Genomic DNA, 14,669 nt, shown 5'->3' with positions numbered 1-14,669 from the left:
AACCTACTGCGCCACACGGCGGTTCGGGTCTCAGGCCCCGCCCTGCGCCGTCGACCTGATGACGATCACCCGGTCGGTGAGCTGCAGCACGGCGGCCCGCACCAGGGTGTCGGTCCGGGTCGCGTCGCCGACCACCCCGACCAGGCCGTGCTGCGAGGCGTGCTCGATCACCTTGCGCTGCGGGTCGACGACGACGATCTCCTCCTTCTTCACCCCCTGCCCGAGCAGGGTGTCGACGGCGCTGCGCCCCTTCGTCCGGCGCCAGCAGCAGCCGCGAGCCGACCTGCCGCACCGCGGGCACCGTACGCCGGGCGGGCAGCACGATCCCGGCGTCCGCCCACGGCTCCGTCCCCGGCGCAGAGATGCGTCGGAGTCGGCTCATGCGCCCGCCCCGCCGCGCTCGGCAGGGGCGCTCGCCCACACGCGCGTCTCGATGGTTCGCGCCTCCCCGGCCTGCGGCCGGAGGTGCCGCCACCGCCCGCTCACGGTGCCTCCACCAGTTCGACGACCTCCCCCGCCGCCGCCCCGCCGGGCGGGATCACGGCCAGCGCCTCGGCCCGGGCGAGGCCGCGCAGCATCGCGGGCCCGTCGAAGGCGAGCGGTACGACCCCCTCGGCGGTGCGCCGCACCGGCTGCAGCCGGGTGTCCACCGGGTGCCCGGGCAGCAGGACGGCCGCGGGGGCGAGCGCCGGGCCGGCGGCGGCCCGTCCGCCGCGCGCGTGCAGCAGCGGCAGGGCGAGCGTGACCATCCCGGCGACGGCGGCCAGCGGATTGCCGGGCAGGCCCACCAGGTGGCGCCCGCCGGGGAGTTCGGCCAGCAGCATGGGGTGCCCGGGCCGGACGGCCACGCCGTCCACCAGCAGCCGGGCGCCGACCTCGGCGAGCGCCCGGTGCAGGAAGTCCACCGGTCCGGCGGCCGTCCCGCCGGTGGTGACCACCACGTCGGCGGTGGAGTACCGCAGGGCGTCCCGCAGCAGCCCGAAGTCGTCCCGTACACACCGGACTTCGGCCACCTCGGCACCGGCCGCCCGCAGCCAGGGCGGCAGCAGCGGGCCCAGCGCGTCCCGGACCAGCCCCGGACCGGGGATCCCGACGTCGAGCAACTCGTCGCCCAGCACGAGCAGTTGGACCACCGCACGGCGGCGCACGGCGAGCCGGTCGTGACCGCAGGCGGCGGCCAGGCCGAGCACGGCCGGCCCGATCACCGTCCCGGCGGGCAGCAACTCCTCACCCCGGCGGCACTCCTGACCGCGCGGGCGGACATCCTGACCGGTGGTCAGCTGCTGCGGGCCGCGGTCGCGCAGCAGTGTGCCCTCCACCTTGCCGTGCTCGCGGCGCAGTACGGCGGTGGCGCCGGGCGGCAGTTGGGCGCCGGTGGCGATCTCGACCGCGTTGCCGTCGGCCAGCGGTGCCACCTCGGTACGACCGGCCAGCACCCGCCCGGCGACCCGCCAGGGCCCGGGCCCGGCGACCGCCCAGCCGTCCATCGCGGAGGTGTCGAAGGCGGGCAGGTCGGTCAGCGCCCCGAGCGGTTCGGCGAGGACGTGCCCGAGCGCCCCGGCCAGCGGCAGCCCGACCACCGGCAGCGGGCGCAGCGCGGCCCGGCGCGCGGTCTCCCGGGCGCGCGGCCAGCTCAGCACGCCGGGGCGGGTGGACGGAGCGGCCACGGTGGTCTGTCCGACCGCGCTCACGGCTCCTCCGAGCCGTCGGCGGGCTTCCACCGCTCGGCGAGCGCCGTGGTCCGCCGGGCCGCCCCGGCGACGGCCTCCGACCCGCCGCCCTGCTGCGCGGCCGCGTAGCCGATCAGAAAGGCGGTCAGCGGCGCGGCCGGCCGGGCCACTCCGTGCGCGACCACCCTGGCCACGTCGAGCAGTCCCCGGACGTCCACGTCCAGGTCGATGCCCAGGTCGGCCTTGACCTCGGCGATCCAGTCTTCCAGCGTGCGCTCCATGCGCCCATGCTGCCTGATCGGCGGTTTCCCCGAGGTGTTCGCCCCGTGTGCGGCGCGCGTCGTTTCCCTCACGGCCCGGGGGCGGCCCCGGTGAGATTCCCGCCCCGGTGCGTGGTCACCGCCGCCCTCCCCCGCCCGCGCGCCCCGGGGCGCTCAGGACCGTTCCCGCTCCCTCGCCTGTTCCAGGTCCTCCCAGGTGTCGCAGTCGTACGCGACGTTGTCCGTGTCGGCCACCCGCAGCCGGTTCAGCCCGCCGACGAGGCGGCGCAGCGGCTGCCCGGCCGGGTCGCCGAGGGCGGCCAGCGCGGCGCGCAGCGGCGCGGTGCGGTAGGCGGCGGTGAGGGGCTGGTCGCGTCCGCCCGCGTCGACCAGGACGGCGGCGTCCGCGTGCGGACCGGCCTCGTCGAGGGCGGACGCCAGCCGTTCCACCGTCCGCCGGTCGAGGAAGGGAAGGTCGGCAGCGAGCAGCAGCACGGTGTCCGCGGTGACCAGGCCGAGTCCGGCCGCGACGGCGGCGACCGGCCCGCCGCCGGGCGGCTGTTCCCTGGTCCAGTGGACGCCCTGGTGCGTGGTCGGCCGGGCCGGGCCGACCACGACGGTGGTCCGGGCGCCCGCGCAGGCGGCGAGCACCCGGTCCAGCAGCGTGGTCTCCCCCACGGTGAGGCCGGGTTTGTCGGCCCCGCCGAGCCTCCGGGCCGCGCCGCCCGCCGGAACGATCACGTCGTACGGCGTCGTCATGCGGCCAGTATCCCGCCCTACTCGCCCTCCCCGTCCCCGTCCTTCCCGCCCTACTCGCCCTCCCCGTGCTCCCCGTCCGGCTCGGCCTCCGGGGAGGCGGCCCGGGCGGTGTTCGCGGCCGCGCCCAGCTGCAGGAAGGACGGCAGGGTCAGTTCGCCGTACCGCTCGTTCATCGCGGTGATCAGCGCCTCCGGGTCGTCCGGGTGCTCGGCCAGCAGCCGGTCGAAGTCCCGCAGGTACTCGCCGGTGAAGGCGAGCACCCGGGCGGCGTCGTCGCCCTGCTCGGGGGCGCGGTGCCCGGCGATGACCCGGTCGACGCCGAGGTCGGCGATCCGGTCGAGGTTGTGGCCCCAGGTGGTGCGCTGGGCCGGGGTGGTGTCGGCGGTCCACACGTGGGTGCCGTTGCAGGCGAAGTCCCCGGCGATCACGGTCCGGATGCTCGGCACGTGGACGACCGTGCACTCCCCGCAGTCGGCCTGGCCGAGCAGCAGCACTGGGATCACCTGGCGGTCGAGCATCAGCGGCTGGGGCAGCAGTGGGGCGGGGATCAGCGGGTGGTCCGGGATGTCGTCGCCGTAGACCGGCTTCCACTGGGCGACCTTCGCCGCGACGGTGCGCTGGATGCCTTCGACCACCGCCGGTGCGGCCAGCAGTTGGGCGTCCGGGAAGAGCTTCAGCACCTCCTCGGCGCCGAAGTAGTGGTCGGGGTGCTGGTGGGTGACCACGATGGCGAGCAGCCGGCGGCCCTTGCCCGCGACCCACTCGGCCAGTTCGCGCCCGGCGCTGCGGGTGAGCTGGGCGTCCACCAGGATCGCGGTCCGCTCGCCGAGGATCAGCGTGGAGGTGGTGAAGAAGGCCGATTCGGGCCCGGTGAAGACGGCGACGTCGAGCGGCCGGGCCGGGTGCCCGGCGTCATCGGCGGCAGCCGCGACGGGCTCGGCATCCGCCCGTTCCGCGCCGGCGCTCTCGTCGGGCGGGGACGACGTCACGGGCTGCTCCCTCTGGTCGGCGGTCGGACTTCCTGCGCCCTACAGCATGGGAGTACCGGCGGCCGATCGCACGGGAGGCGCGCCCGTCCGGGCGCGCCTTCGGGCGCAGGTCACACTGCGGCGCGGGCGGCCAGTTCCTTGGCCCGGCGGGCGGCCAGCTCCAGCGCCTGCGCCTTGGACTCGGCGGCCGCCGGGACGAAGTCGGCCAGCGCCGGGACGGACGCCGCGAGGGTGAACTCCGGGACGATGAAGTCGACCTCCAGCCCGAGCCCGCCGCCCAGCACCTTCTCCAGGTAGGTGGTGACGAACTCGAACGGCTCGCGCGGGGCGCCCGGCGCGTACGAGCCGCCGCGAGAGGCGACCACGGTGACCGGGGTGCCCTTGGCGGAGGGCGCCTCGCCGGCGGTGCGGCCCATCAGGATCACCTGGTCCAGCCAGGCCTTGAGGGTCGACGGGATCGTGAAGTTGTACATCGGGCTGCCGATCAGCACCGCGTCGGCGGACTCCAGCTCGACCATCAGCTGCTCGCGCAGCGCGAAGGCGGCGGCCTGTTCGGCGTTGCGCGCCTCGGCCGGGAGGTACCCGGCGGTGATGCCGGCGGCCTCCAGGTGCGGTATCGGGTCGGCGGCGAGGTCGCGGTGGATCACCGTGCCGCCGGGGTGCTCGGCCTCCCAGGCGGCCCGGAAGGCGGCCGTGACCTCGCGGGAGACGGAGCCGTCGGTGAGCGCCGAGGAGTCGATGTGCAGGAGCGTGGGCATGGCGGGACCTCCAGAGAATAAGCAGCTGCTGTTTCCGCTGCAGCTGCAAGTACGGTAGCAGCTTACTTTTCTACAGTCACTAGTGACTTATCGAGTACGCTGGATCCATGGCCGAGCACGAGGTAGTCACCGACGCAGTCCCGACCGCCGTCGACCCGTGCGCCGCCCCCGCGGGCCCCAACGCCTGCGGCAAGGTCGACCTGGCCCTCAACCGGGTGTTCACCCTGCTCGGCAAGCGCTGGACCGGCATGCTGCTGGGCGTGCTCAACAACGGCGGCCCGGCCTACTTCTCCGAGCTGCGCCGCGCCGTCCCGGGCATCAGCGAGCGCATGCTCTCCGACCGGCTGACCGAACTGACCGAGGCCGGACTGGTCGTCCGCGAGGTCGACCCCGGCCCCCCGCTGCGGGTCAGCTACCGGCTCACCGAGGGCGGCGTCGCGCTGAAGCCGGCCCTCACCGAACTGGCCGTCTGGGCCGACCGCTACCTGCCGGAGAGCGCCCTCAGGGGCGGCTGCTGACCGGCCCCGACCGCCCCCGGACACGCCGAAGGGCCCGTCCGCCGTTGAACGGCGGACGGGCCCTTCGGCACGACGACTCAGTGCTTGGCGGCGCCACGGCGCACGCGGGCCACCCGGTCGGCGATGCCCCAGGAGGTCACCCGCCAGAGCGCCTCGACCACGATGTTGCGGCTCATCTTGGACGCGCCGAGCTCGCGCTCGACGAAGGTGATCGGCACCTCGGCGACCTTGAAGCCCGCCTTCACCGTGCGCCAGGCCAGGTCGACCTGGAAGCAGTACCCGGCCGAGGCCACCTCGTCCATGCCCAGGCCCAGCAGGGTCTCCTTGCGGAAGGCCCGGTAGCCGCCGGTGACGTCCCGGATCGGCACGCCCAGCATCAGCCGCGAGTACGTGGAGCCGGCGCGGGAGAGCAGCAGCCGCGACTTCGGCCAGTTCACCACCCGGCCGCCCGGCACCCAGCGCGAGCCGAGCACCAGGTCGGCGCCGCGCAGCGCGTTCAGCAGCCGGTCCAGTTCCTCGGGCTGGTGCGAGCCGTCCGCGTCCATCTCGACCAGGACGTCGTAGCCGTTGTCGATGCCCCAGCGGAAGCCCGCGAGGTAGGCGGCGCCCAGGCCCTCCTTGCCCTTGCGGTGCATGACGTGGACGTTCTCGTCCTCGGTGGCCAGCTTGTCGGCCAGCTCGCCGGTGCCGTCGGGGCTGTTGTCATCGGCGACCAGCACGTGCGCCTCGGGCACCGAGGCGCGGACCCGGCCGACGATCCGCTCGACGTTCTCCGCCTCGTTGTAGGTCGGGATGATCACCAGGACCCTGCCGAGATCAGCAAAACTCTGCTGGTTCACGGTCACGTACAAACCTCTCGGCCGATGGCGGGGAGTGTCAGAACACCGTCGCCCGCACTCTGGAACGCGGCCCCGCCGACAGCCCGCCGACGGGATGACCACGGTGGAGAATGCTGCGGAGGGCGGAGACTACTGCGTCCTGGCATCCTACTACCGCGCCCGGGAACCGCTGGTCGGACCACCACACTCCCACCTGGTGCCCACCGTTTCCCCGCGGGCGACCACCGTCGGCTAGGGTCGATGCCCTTGCTCGTGCCCGGACCCGCCCGGATCGCCGGGCCGCCCCGGCGATCCGGACTCGGAACGTCCGGGGCCGCCCCCGTCAGCGAAGGAGTAGGACCGCGCGCATGGACAGGCTCGTCAACACCGTCCGCCCGTACGCCTGGGGGTCGCTCACGGCCCTGCCCGAGCTGCTGGGGCAGGAACCGACCGGTGAACCGCAGGCCGAGCTGTGGATGGGCGCCCACCCCGGCGACCCGTCCCGCGCCGACCGCGGCGAGGGCCCGCGACGGCTGGACGAGCTGATCGCGGCCGACCCCGAGGGCGAACTCGGCGCGGCGAGCACGGCCCGCTTCGGCCCGAGCCTGCCGTTCCTGTTCAAGGTGCTCGCCGCGGGCCTCCCGCTGTCCATCCAGGCCCACCCCACGCTGGACCAGGCCCGGGCCGGCTTCGCCGCCGAGAACGCCCTCGGCCTCCCGCTGGACGCCCCCGAGCGCAGCTACCGCGACGCCAACCACAAGCCCGAAATGGTGTGCGCGCTGGGCGAGTTCGAGGGCCTGTGCGGCTTCCGCCGGCCCGCCGAGGCGGCCGCGCTGATGGCCGCCCTCGCGGTGCCCGGGCTGGAGCCGCTGATCAAGCTGTTGTCGGTCGAGGACACCGGGGACGCCGCGGCCGAGGCGCTGCGCGGCGCCCTGTCCGCCGTGCTCACCATGGACGACGCGACCGCCGAGCGGACCGTCCGGGAGACCGTCGCGGCGCTCGCCGTGGCGGCCCCGGACGGCGAGCACGCCCCGTACGCCAAGATCGCCGAGGACTTCCCGGACGACCGCGGCGTGATCGTCGGCATGCTGCTCAACCACGTCCGGCTGCGGGCCGGTGAGGCGCTCTACCTGGGCGCCGGGGTGCCGCACGCCTACCTGTCCGGCGTCTGCGTGGAGCTGCAGGCCAACTCGGACAACGTGCTGCGGGCCGGGCTGACCCCCAAGCACATCGACGTGCCGGAGCTGCTCAAGGTCGTGCTCTTCGAGCCCGGCGCCCCCGAGGTGGTGCACCCCGTCCGGGTCGAGGCGACTCCCGGCGAGCAGCTCTACCCCGTCCCGATCGACGAATTCCGGCTCTCCCGCTTCGAGTTGGACGGCGTCGAGCGCGAGATCGACGGCCGCACCCCGCAGATCCTGCTCTGCACCGAGGGCGCCGTACGCCTCACCGCCGCCGACGGCGCCGTGCTCGACCTCGCCCGCGGCCAGTCCGCCTTCCTCCCGGCCACCGGCACCGCGACCCGCCTCTCCGGCACCGGCAGCACCCTCTTCCGCGCCACCGTCACGGTCTGACGGCCGCCGCCCGGCCGGTACGGCGCCGAGGGAGCGGCCCGAAATTCGGTTGATCGGGACGCCGGTCGAGGTTGGACTGTCCCGGGCGCCACGCACCGTGGGGCCTTACCCAGGGGAGGCAGCGGCAGCAATGGACATCCGTTCCACGACCGATCAGGACCTCGACGTCTTCGTCGACACGCTCCACACCGCGTTCGGCCGCTTCCCGGAGACCCCGGCCGAGGACGGCAGCGGCGTCTGGTGGGCGGCGGTCGAACCGGACCGCAGCCTGCTCGCGGTGGCGGAGGACGGGCGGCCGGTCGGCACCGCCGGCGCGTACTCCTTCGAACTCACCCTGCCCGGCGGGACGGTCACCCCGGTCTCCGGCGTGAGCCACGTCGGCGTCCTGCCCACCCACCGGCGCCGGGGCGTGCTCACCGCGCTGCAGCGGCACCAGCTCGCCGAGCTGCGCGCCCGCGGGGAGTTCCTCTCCGTGCTGCTGGCCTCCGAGGCCCCGATCTACGGCCGGTTCGGCTACGGCCCGGCGACCTACACCGGGAACCTGAAGGTCGCGCGCCACGGCGCCGGCTTCGACCTCCCCCGGGCGCGCGGCGCCGCCGACGCGCCGGCCCCCGGAACGGTCGAGGTGCTGCGGCGCGCCGAGTGCGGGGACCTCCTGGAGGAGGTCTACGACCGCTACCGCCGCGCCCAGCCCGGCGCGCTCTCCCGGCCGCACCGCTGGTGGGCCCTGGGCGCCGGGCAGCCGCCGGTCGCCCGGGCGCCGCGCTACGTCGCCGTCCACCGGGACGCCGACGGCCTCCCGGACGGGTACGCCACCTACACCCTCGACGGCGAGACCCTGAAGGTCGACGAGACCATCGCCGCCGACGACGCCGTCACCACGGCCCTGGTCCGGTTCCTGCTCGGCCACGACCTGGTCACCCAGGTGCTCTTCAAGCACTTCCCGCCCGGGCACCCGCTGCGCTGGCAGCTCGCGGACTTCCGCGCCGCCGAGCCGAACTACGACACCGACTGGCTCTGGGTGCGGCTGCTGGACGTCCCGGGTGCCCTGACCGCACGCGGCTGGTTCGTGGACGGCGAGCTCGTCCTCGACGTCGACGACCCGTTCCTCGGCGAGCGCGCCCGCCACCTGCTGACCGTCCGGGACGGCAAGGCCGAGTGCGTCCCGACCGACCGGGAGCCCGACCTCTCGCTGGACGTGCGGGACCTCGGCTCGATCTACCTCGGCGGCACCGCCCCGAGCACCCTGGTGCGGGCCGGGCACATCCGGGCCCACCGCCCGGAGGCGGCCGCCCTGGCCGACGCCCTGTTCCGCGCCGAGCGCCCCCCGCACTGCCTGCACTGGTTCTGACCCGCCCGAACCGCCGTGGTCACCGGTTCGGGTGACCACGGCGGTGGGTCAGTCCCTGGTCATGTCGACGAAGCGCGAGTAGTGGCCCTGGAAGGCCACCGTGATGGTGGCGGTCGGACCGTTACGGTGCTTGGCGACGATCAGGTCGGCCTCGCCCGCGCGCGGGGACTCCTTCTCGTAGGCGTCCTCGCGGTGCAGCAGGATGACCATGTCGGCGTCCTGCTCGATCGAGCCGGACTCTCGCAGGTCGGAGACCATCGGCCGCTTGTCGGTGCGCTGTTCGGGACCACGGTTCAGCTGGGACAGCGCGATGACCGGGACTTCCAGCTCCTTGGCCAGCAGCTTCAGGTTTCGGGACATGTCCGAGACCTCCTGCTGACGGTTCTCGGCCCGGCGGGAACCGCCGGACTGCATCAGCTGGAGGTAGTCGATGACGATCAGCTTGATGTCGTTGCGCTGCTTGAGCCGGCGGCACTTGGCGCGGATCTCCATCATCGACAGGTTCGGCGAGTCGTCGATGAACAGCGGAGCCTCGCTGACGTCGGGCATCCGGCGGGCGACCCTGGTCCAGTCGTCGTCCGTCATGTTGCCGGAGCGCATGTGGTGCAGCGCGACCCGGGCCTCGGCGGAGAGCAGGCGCATGGCGATCTCGTTGCGGCCCATTTCGAGCGAGAAGATCACGCTGGGCAGCTTGTGGTGGATCGAGCAGGCCCGGGCGAAGTCCAGCGCGAGGGTGGACTTACCCATGGCGGGACGGGCCGCGATGACGATCATCTGACCGGGGTGCAGGCCGTTGGTGAGCTGGTCGAAGTCGGCGAAGCCGGTCGGCACGCCGGACATCTGGCCGTTGCGGGAGCCGATCGCCTCGATCTCGTCGAGGGCGCCCTCCATGATGTCGGCCAGCGGCGCGTAGTCCTCGTTGGTGCGCTGCTCGGTGACGGCGTAGATCTCCGCCTGGGCGGCGTTGACGATCTCGTCCACGTCGCCCTCGGCCGCGTAGCCCATGCCGGCGATCCGGGTGCCGGCCTCGACCAGGCGGCGCAGCACGGCGCGCTCGTGGACGATCTGGGCGTAGTACTCCGCGTTGGCCGCGGTCGGGACGGAGTTGACCAGGGTGTGCAGGTAGGAGGCGCCACCGACGCGCTGCAGCTCGCCGCGCTTGGTGAGCTCGCCGGCCACGGTGATCGGGTCGGCCGGCTCGCCGCGGGCGTACAGGTCGAGGATCGCGCCGTGGACCATCTCGTGCGCGGGCCGGTAGTAGTCGGCCGGCTTGAGCACCTCGACCACGTCGGCGATGGCGTCCTTGGACAGCAGCATGCCGCCCAGGACGGACTGCTCGGCGGCGAGGTCCTGCGGGGGGACGCGCTCGAAGCCGTCGACGCCGCCCTGGCCCTCGTCGTCCCTGCGATCGCGGTCGTCCCGGCGGTCACCCTTCTTGCCGCCGTTGACGAACCCGGCGCCGCCCTTGCGGAAGCCCTCGCCCCGACCGCCCCCCTGGCCGCCGCCCTGGCCGTTGCCGCGGTTGCGGGAGACCGGGAGCCGGTCGCCGGGCCCGTCCGGGAAGGGGGCGTCGTCGAAGGCGCCGGCCGGGAAGGGGTCCTCGGCGGTCTGCCAGTCCTCCTCCGGCGGCGGGGCGTCGTGGTCGTCGTACTGGGGGCCGGTCACGCGTGTTCCCCGATCAGCGAGTGGTGCGAAGTTGGAGCAGGCCTTGCCGGTGGCTGGGTGGAGCGGAGCCGCTCCTTTTGTACGCCACGGCCCCGACAAATCGGACGCCGGGGCCGGTGGGAATGTCGGGTGGATGGCCCACGCTAAGGCGCCGGACGCCCTCGCGCCAAGGTGGTTATCCACAGGGGGTGTGGACGAGTGGCCCCGGGCTGTGGAGAACTGCCGCAAAGCTGTGGACACCCCTGTGGAAGCTCCTGTGGATAACCGGACGATCGATCCGCCGTCAACCTGTTGACCTGCGATTACCTCTTACAGGGCCTGTGCATGAGAAATTCTTCACACACAGCCGGACGGCTGTGGGCACGGACCGGGCGGAGTGGGTCGCCCGTTCTTTCGAGTAATGATCGACTGGGCCTTTGGCCTGTTACCTGTGGATGAGTACCCTGGAGCGCATGCGCGCCGCCCCCTCCGAGCCCTCCAGACGCAGCCACGACCGCGAGATCCTCGCCCTGGCGGTGCCCGCCTTCGGCGCACTGGTCGCCGAGCCGCTGTTCCTGATGGCCGACTCCGCGATCGTCGGCCACCTCGGCACCCCCCAGCTCGCCGGGGTCGGCGTCGCCTCCGCCGCCCTCACCACCGCGACCGGGGTGTTCGTCTTCCTGGCCTACGCCACCACCGCCGCGGTGGCCCGCCGGATCGGCGCCGGGGACCGCCGGGGCGCCGTCCAGCAGGGCGTCGACGGCCTCTGGCTCGCCCTCGCCCTCGCCGTGCCGGTGGTCCTGCTCACCCTGCTGCTGGCGCCCTGGGCCGCCGGGGTGCTGGGCGCCTCGCCGACCGCGGCGCCGTACGCCGTGACGTACCTGCGGATCAGCTCGCTGGGCATCCCGGCGATGCTCCTGGTGCTGGCCGCCACCGGCGTGCTGCGCGGCCTCCAGGACACCCGCACGCCGCTGGTGGTGGCCGTCGCGGGCTTCACCGCCAACATCGGCCTGAACGCCGGCCTGGTGTACGGCGCCGGGCTCGGGGTGGCGGGCTCGGCCTGGGGCACCGTGCTGGCGCAGACCGGGATGGCCGCCGTCTACCTGGTCGTGGTGGTCCGCGGCGCCCGCCGGGAGCAGGCCTCGCTGCGGCCGGACCCGGCCGGCATCCGGGCCGGTGCCAGGGCCGGCGGCCCGCTGCTGGTCCGGACGGTCAGCCTGCGCGCGGTGCTGATGATCGCCACCGCGGTGGCCGCCCGGCTCGGCGACGACCAGGTGGCCGCGCACCAGATCACCATGACGCTGTTCAGCTTCCTGGCCTTCGCGCTGGACGCCATCGCGATCGCCGGGCAGGCCATCATCGGCCGCTACCTGGGTGCCTCGGACGCCCCGGGCGCCCGGGCGGCCACCCGGCGGATGGTCGAGTGGGGCCTCGGCTCCGGGGTGGTGCTCGGCCTGCTGGTGGTGCTCGCCCGGCCGCTGTACGTCCCGCTGTTCACGCCGGATCCGGTGGTCCAGGGGCAGCTGCACACCGCCCTGCTGCTGCTCGCGCTCAGCCAGCCGGTGGCCGGGCTGGTCTTCGTGCTGGACGGCGTGCTGATGGGCGCCGGGGACGGCCCGTACCTCGCCCTGGCGGCGCTCGCGACCCTGGCGGTGTTCACCCCGGCGGCCCTCGCGGTGCCGGCCACCGGCACCGGGCTGGCCGGGCTGTGGTGGGCGATGAACCTGTTCATGCTGGTCCGTGCGGTCTTCCTGGTCGCCCGCGCCCGCGGCGGCTGCTGGCTGGTCACCGGCGCCGTCCGCGGCTGACCGCGCGTCCCTGCCCCGGGAACGACCGAGGGCCGGACTCCTCGCGGAGTCCGGCCCTCAGGCCACTGCTACGGAACTCAGGCAGCCACGACGGCGACGTCGAGGTTGGCCACGACGTCCGAGTGCAGCTTGACCGAGACCTTGTGGGTGCCCACGGTCTTGATCGGCGAGGCGATCGCGACGGCGCGCTTGTCCACAGCCGGGCCGCCGGCGGCCTTGATGGCCTCGACGACGTCGGCCTGGGTCACCGAACCGAACAGGCGGCCGGCGTCACCCGAGCGAACGGCCAGCTTGACCTGGACGCCCTCGAGCTTGCCCTTGACGTCGTTGGCGGCGTCGAGGGTCTGGATCTCGTGGATCTTGCGGGCGCGACGGATGGCGTCGACGTCCTTCTGGCCACCCTTGGTCCAGCGGATGGCGTAGCCACGCGGGACCAGGTAGTTGCGGGCGTAGCCGTCCTTGACCTCGACGACCTCGCCGGCGGAGCCGAGACCCGGCACCTCGTGCGTGAGGATGATCTTCATTACTCGGTCACCCTCTCTTAGCGCGCGGTGCTGGTGTAGGGCAGCAGCGCCATCTCACGGCTGTTCTTCACGGCCGTGGCGACGTCACGCTGGTGCTGGGTGCAGTTGCCGGTGACCCGGCGGGCACGGATCTTTCCGCGGTCGGAGATGTACTTCCGCAGCAGGTTCGTGTCCTTGTAGTCAACGTAGTTGACCTTGTCCTTGCAGAAGACGCAAACCTTCTTCTTCGGCTTGCGAGCAGGCGGCTTCGCCATGGTGTGCTCCATTTGGGGTTCACGGCCCGACCGGCGTCCGGGGACGCCTGCGGCCGGGCCGCACGAAATCTGTCAGCTCTAGAACGGGGGCTCTTCCGAGTAGCCGCCGCCGGACGGGGCACCGCCCCAGCCGCCGCCACCCTGGTTGCCACCACCGGACGGGGCGCTGGACGCCCACGGGTCGTCGGAGGGGCCGGACTGGCCGCCGCCGGAGTTTCCACCCCAGCCGCCGCCGCCCTGCTGGCCGCCACCGCCGCTCCAACCGCCCTGGCCGCCGCCCTGCTGGCCGCCGAAGCCGCCACCGGGGCCGCCGGACCGGTTGGCCCGGGTGACCTTCGCGGTCGCCGACCGCAGGCTCGGGCCGACCTCGTCGACCTCGACCTCGAAGACCGTCCGCTTCTCGCCTTCCTTGGTCTCGTAAGACCGCTGGCGCAGTCGGCCCTGCACGATGACGCGCATGCCTCGCTGCAGCGATTCGGCCACGTTCTCCGCCGGCTGACGCCAGACGTTGCACGTGAGGAAGAGGCTCTCGCCGTCCTTCCACTCGTTCGTCTGACGGTCGAAGGTGCGGGGGGTGGACGCGATGCGGAACTTCGCGACCGCCGCACCCGACGGGGTGAAGCGCAGCTCGGGGTCGTCGACGAGATTGCCGACGAGGGTGATGACGGTCTCGCCTGCCATGGTGGTGATGACCTCTCGGGAAGATGTCCGTTCACCGCTGTTTCACGTGAAACAGCGGACGCGAGCTACCCGAGACCCGAAGGCCTCAGAGGTGGCTCAGTGGGTGTCCGGGCGCAGGACCTTGGTCCGCAGAACCGACTCGCTCAGGCCCATCTGGCGGTCGAGCTCCTTGACGACCTCAGGCGTGGCCTTGAGGTCGATGACCGAGTAGATGCCCTCGGACTGCTTGTTGATCTCGTAAGCCAGACGGCGGCGACCCCAGGTGTCGACCTTCTCGACCTTGCCGCCGCCGTTGCGGACGACGGTGAGGAAGTTCTCGATCAGGGGGGCGACAGCGCGCTCCTCAACCGAGGGGTCGAGGATGACCATCAGCTCGTAGTGACGCATGAGTAACCCACCTCCTTTGGACTCAGCGGCCACGGTCTCTCCGTGGCAGGAGGGTTGTGCGTAGCGTCGGCACCGGTGCGGTGACGACTCCGGCCCACCGTAGCGGCCGGGTCGGACAGTCGGGCCCCGCCCACCCGAAAGAGGGTGTCACCCGGAAGAGGGCGCAAGGGGGCACAACTACACCAGTGCAGACGGCACAGCCTACCCGCACCCGGACGGCCGAACAAAACGCATAGGGGTTGTGAGACGGACCCAACCGCCGCAATCTGGACGGAACGGGATTCCTGCCCGTTCGTCTCCACGCCTGGAGGTGGGACACATGGCCCAGTCCGTCCACCGCATGCCCGCGCTCACGCTGAACACCGACGGCCACCCGCACCCCCGCGAGAACACCCTGGTGGCACTGACCGCCGTGCTGGGCGTGATCGCCTTCACCACGTCGTTCTTCCACAACCTGCACCTGCTGACCTCGTGGACCGGCCTGGCCGGGATCGTCACCGGCCTGTGGGGCGTGTTCGTCTCGGTCACCACCGCCGAACGCTTCGTCCTGATGATCACGCTCGGCGCCGCCGCGATCGGCTTCTACCTCGGCATCGCCCGCGGCGGACTCTGGGGCTGACCGCACCGCCCCAGGAACCCTCGGCGCCCCCGTCGCGTATCTGCAGTAGGGACAGGTA

16 protein-coding genes and 1 pseudogene are annotated in these 14,669 nt (G+C 73.2%); 5 read left to right on the top strand and 12 right to left on the bottom strand.

All coding sequences use genetic code 11. The features are described from left to right. Positions 1 to 30: 30 nt before the first annotated feature. The 6 genes and pseudogenes from ACIG5E_RS03825 to ACIG5E_RS03800 form a co-directional block, all read right to left on the bottom strand. A complete protein-coding gene (locus ACIG5E_RS03825; RefSeq protein WP_396531454.1) occupies positions 31 to 360 on the bottom strand; it encodes an NAD-binding protein in 330 nt (109 codons plus the stop codon). A gap of 122 nt (positions 361 to 482) precedes the next feature. Beyond that, a complete protein-coding gene (locus ACIG5E_RS03820; RefSeq protein WP_396531265.1) occupies positions 483 to 1,691 on the bottom strand; it encodes a molybdopterin molybdotransferase MoeA in 1,209 nt (402 codons plus the stop codon). Continuing rightward, positions 1,688 to 1,969 (bottom strand): annotated as a pseudogene (locus ACIG5E_RS03815) (DUF6457 domain-containing protein); the annotation flags it as partial. The pseudogene ACIG5E_RS03815 and the gene ACIG5E_RS03820, both read right to left, overlap by 4 nt. 135 nt (positions 1,970 to 2,104) lie before the next feature. After that, positions 2,105 to 2,689, bottom strand: coding sequence for a molybdenum cofactor guanylyltransferase (locus ACIG5E_RS03810; protein ID WP_396531264.1), 585 nt, complete (start codon positions 2,687 to 2,689; stop codon positions 2,105 to 2,107). A 50-nt stretch (positions 2,690 to 2,739) separates the two neighbouring features. Continuing rightward, positions 2,740 to 3,678, bottom strand: a complete 939-nt coding sequence (locus ACIG5E_RS03805; RefSeq protein WP_396531263.1) for an MBL fold metallo-hydrolase — start codon at positions 3,676 to 3,678, stop codon at positions 2,740 to 2,742. Between the two features lie 110 nt (positions 3,679 to 3,788). Then, positions 3,789 to 4,436, bottom strand: coding sequence for an FMN-dependent NADH-azoreductase (locus ACIG5E_RS03800; RefSeq protein ID WP_396531262.1), 648 nt, complete (start codon positions 4,434 to 4,436; stop codon positions 3,789 to 3,791). Between the two features lie 107 nt (positions 4,437 to 4,543). On the opposite strand from ACIG5E_RS03800, the gene ACIG5E_RS03795 reads away from it, so the two are divergent. Beyond that, positions 4,544 to 4,954: a winged helix-turn-helix transcriptional regulator gene (locus ACIG5E_RS03795; RefSeq protein ID WP_396531260.1), complete on the top strand. Its 411-nt coding sequence runs from the start codon at positions 4,544 to 4,546 to the stop codon at positions 4,952 to 4,954. A 77-nt stretch (positions 4,955 to 5,031) separates the two neighbouring features. On the opposite strand, the gene ACIG5E_RS03790 is transcribed toward ACIG5E_RS03795, so the two are convergent. Next, a complete protein-coding gene (locus tag ACIG5E_RS03790) occupies positions 5,032 to 5,799 on the bottom strand; it encodes a polyprenol monophosphomannose synthase (protein ID WP_396531259.1) in 768 nt (255 codons plus the stop codon). Between the two features lie 341 nt (positions 5,800 to 6,140). On the opposite strand from ACIG5E_RS03790, the gene manA reads away from it, so the two are divergent. Next, complete coding sequence (manA, locus tag ACIG5E_RS03785) at positions 6,141 to 7,343, top strand: mannose-6-phosphate isomerase, class I (RefSeq protein ID WP_396531258.1); 1,203 nt, start codon at positions 6,141 to 6,143, stop codon at positions 7,341 to 7,343. A gap of 130 nt (positions 7,344 to 7,473) precedes the next feature. Beyond that, positions 7,474 to 8,694, top strand: coding sequence for a GNAT family N-acetyltransferase (locus ACIG5E_RS03780; RefSeq protein ID WP_396531257.1), 1,221 nt, complete (start codon positions 7,474 to 7,476; stop codon positions 8,692 to 8,694). A gap of 48 nt (positions 8,695 to 8,742) precedes the next feature. Here ACIG5E_RS03780 and dnaB read toward each other — a convergent pair whose 3' ends face one another. Continuing rightward, positions 8,743 to 10,359, bottom strand: coding sequence for a replicative DNA helicase (gene dnaB, locus ACIG5E_RS03775; protein ID WP_396531256.1), 1,617 nt, complete (start codon positions 10,357 to 10,359; stop codon positions 8,743 to 8,745). Between the two features lie 452 nt (positions 10,360 to 10,811). On the opposite strand from dnaB, the gene ACIG5E_RS03770 reads away from it, so the two are divergent. After that, positions 10,812 to 12,146 (top strand): MATE family efflux transporter, encoded by a 1,335-nt coding sequence (locus ACIG5E_RS03770; RefSeq protein ID WP_396531255.1) that lies wholly within the window; start codon positions 10,812 to 10,814, stop codon positions 12,144 to 12,146. Between the two features lie 77 nt (positions 12,147 to 12,223). Here the strand turns inward: ACIG5E_RS03770 and rplI are convergent, their stop codons facing one another. The 4 genes from rplI to rpsF all read right to left on the bottom strand — a co-directional run bounded on the left by rplI (position 12,224) and on the right by rpsF (position 13,992). Continuing rightward, positions 12,224 to 12,670, bottom strand: a complete 447-nt coding sequence (rplI, locus tag ACIG5E_RS03765) for a 50S ribosomal protein L9 (RefSeq protein WP_030278278.1) — start codon at positions 12,668 to 12,670, stop codon at positions 12,224 to 12,226. A 17-nt stretch (positions 12,671 to 12,687) separates the two neighbouring features. Continuing rightward, on the bottom strand, positions 12,688 to 12,924 hold the full coding sequence (gene rpsR, locus ACIG5E_RS03760; RefSeq protein WP_030059640.1) for a 30S ribosomal protein S18: 237 nt from the start codon (positions 12,922 to 12,924) through the stop codon (positions 12,688 to 12,690). Positions 12,925 to 13,002: 78 nt separating this feature from the next. Next, the gene (locus ACIG5E_RS03755; RefSeq protein ID WP_396531254.1) at positions 13,003 to 13,605 is read right to left on the bottom strand and encodes a single-stranded DNA-binding protein; all 603 of its coding nucleotides are present in this window, start codon (positions 13,603 to 13,605) and stop codon (positions 13,003 to 13,005) included. Between the two features lie 96 nt (positions 13,606 to 13,701). Next, positions 13,702 to 13,992: a 30S ribosomal protein S6 gene (rpsF, locus tag ACIG5E_RS03750; RefSeq protein ID WP_360502466.1), complete on the bottom strand. Its 291-nt coding sequence runs from the start codon at positions 13,990 to 13,992 to the stop codon at positions 13,702 to 13,704. Positions 13,993 to 14,311: 319 nt separating this feature from the next. Between rpsF and ACIG5E_RS03745 the strand changes: the two genes are divergently transcribed. After that, positions 14,312 to 14,611 (top strand): hypothetical protein, encoded by a 300-nt coding sequence (locus ACIG5E_RS03745; protein WP_396531252.1) that lies wholly within the window; start codon positions 14,312 to 14,314, stop codon positions 14,609 to 14,611. Positions 14,612 to 14,669: the final 58 nt, after the last annotated feature.

It is taken from the genome of Kitasatospora sp. NPDC053057 (assembly GCF_044546945.1).
GTDB lineage: Bacteria > Actinomycetota > Actinomycetes > Streptomycetales > Streptomycetaceae > Kitasatospora.
This window is presented reverse-complemented; position numbering and strand designations above follow the sequence as displayed.

Bases quoted from the DNA above. Each gene is read 5' to 3' on its own strand.
- ACIG5E_RS03810 (WP_396531264.1), bottom strand. From the start codon at position 2,689: ATGACGACGCCGTACGACGTGATCGTTCCGGCGGGCGGCGCGGCCCGG.
- ACIG5E_RS03800 (WP_396531262.1), bottom strand. From the start codon at position 4,436: ATGCCCACGCTCCTGCACATCGACTCCTCGGCGCTCACCGACGGCTCC.
- ACIG5E_RS03795 (WP_396531260.1), top strand. From the start codon at position 4,544: ATGGCCGAGCACGAGGTAGTCACCGACGCAGTCCCGACCGCCGTCGAC.
- manA (WP_396531258.1), top strand. From the start codon at position 6,141: ATGGACAGGCTCGTCAACACCGTCCGCCCGTACGCCTGGGGGTCGCTC.
- ACIG5E_RS03780 (WP_396531257.1), top strand. From the start codon at position 7,474: ATGGACATCCGTTCCACGACCGATCAGGACCTCGACGTCTTCGTCGAC.
- ACIG5E_RS03770 (WP_396531255.1), top strand. From the start codon at position 10,812: ATGCGCGCCGCCCCCTCCGAGCCCTCCAGACGCAGCCACGACCGCGAG.
- rplI (WP_030278278.1), bottom strand. From the start codon at position 12,670: ATGAAGATCATCCTCACGCACGAGGTGCCGGGTCTCGGCTCCGCCGGC.
- rpsR (WP_030059640.1), bottom strand. From the start codon at position 12,924: ATGGCGAAGCCGCCTGCTCGCAAGCCGAAGAAGAAGGTTTGCGTCTTC.
- ACIG5E_RS03755 (WP_396531254.1), bottom strand. From the start codon at position 13,605: ATGGCAGGCGAGACCGTCATCACCCTCGTCGGCAATCTCGTCGACGAC.
- rpsF (WP_360502466.1), bottom strand. From the start codon at position 13,992: ATGCGTCACTACGAGCTGATGGTCATCCTCGACCCCTCGGTTGAGGAG.
- ACIG5E_RS03745 (WP_396531252.1), top strand. From the start codon at position 14,312: ATGGCCCAGTCCGTCCACCGCATGCCCGCGCTCACGCTGAACACCGAC.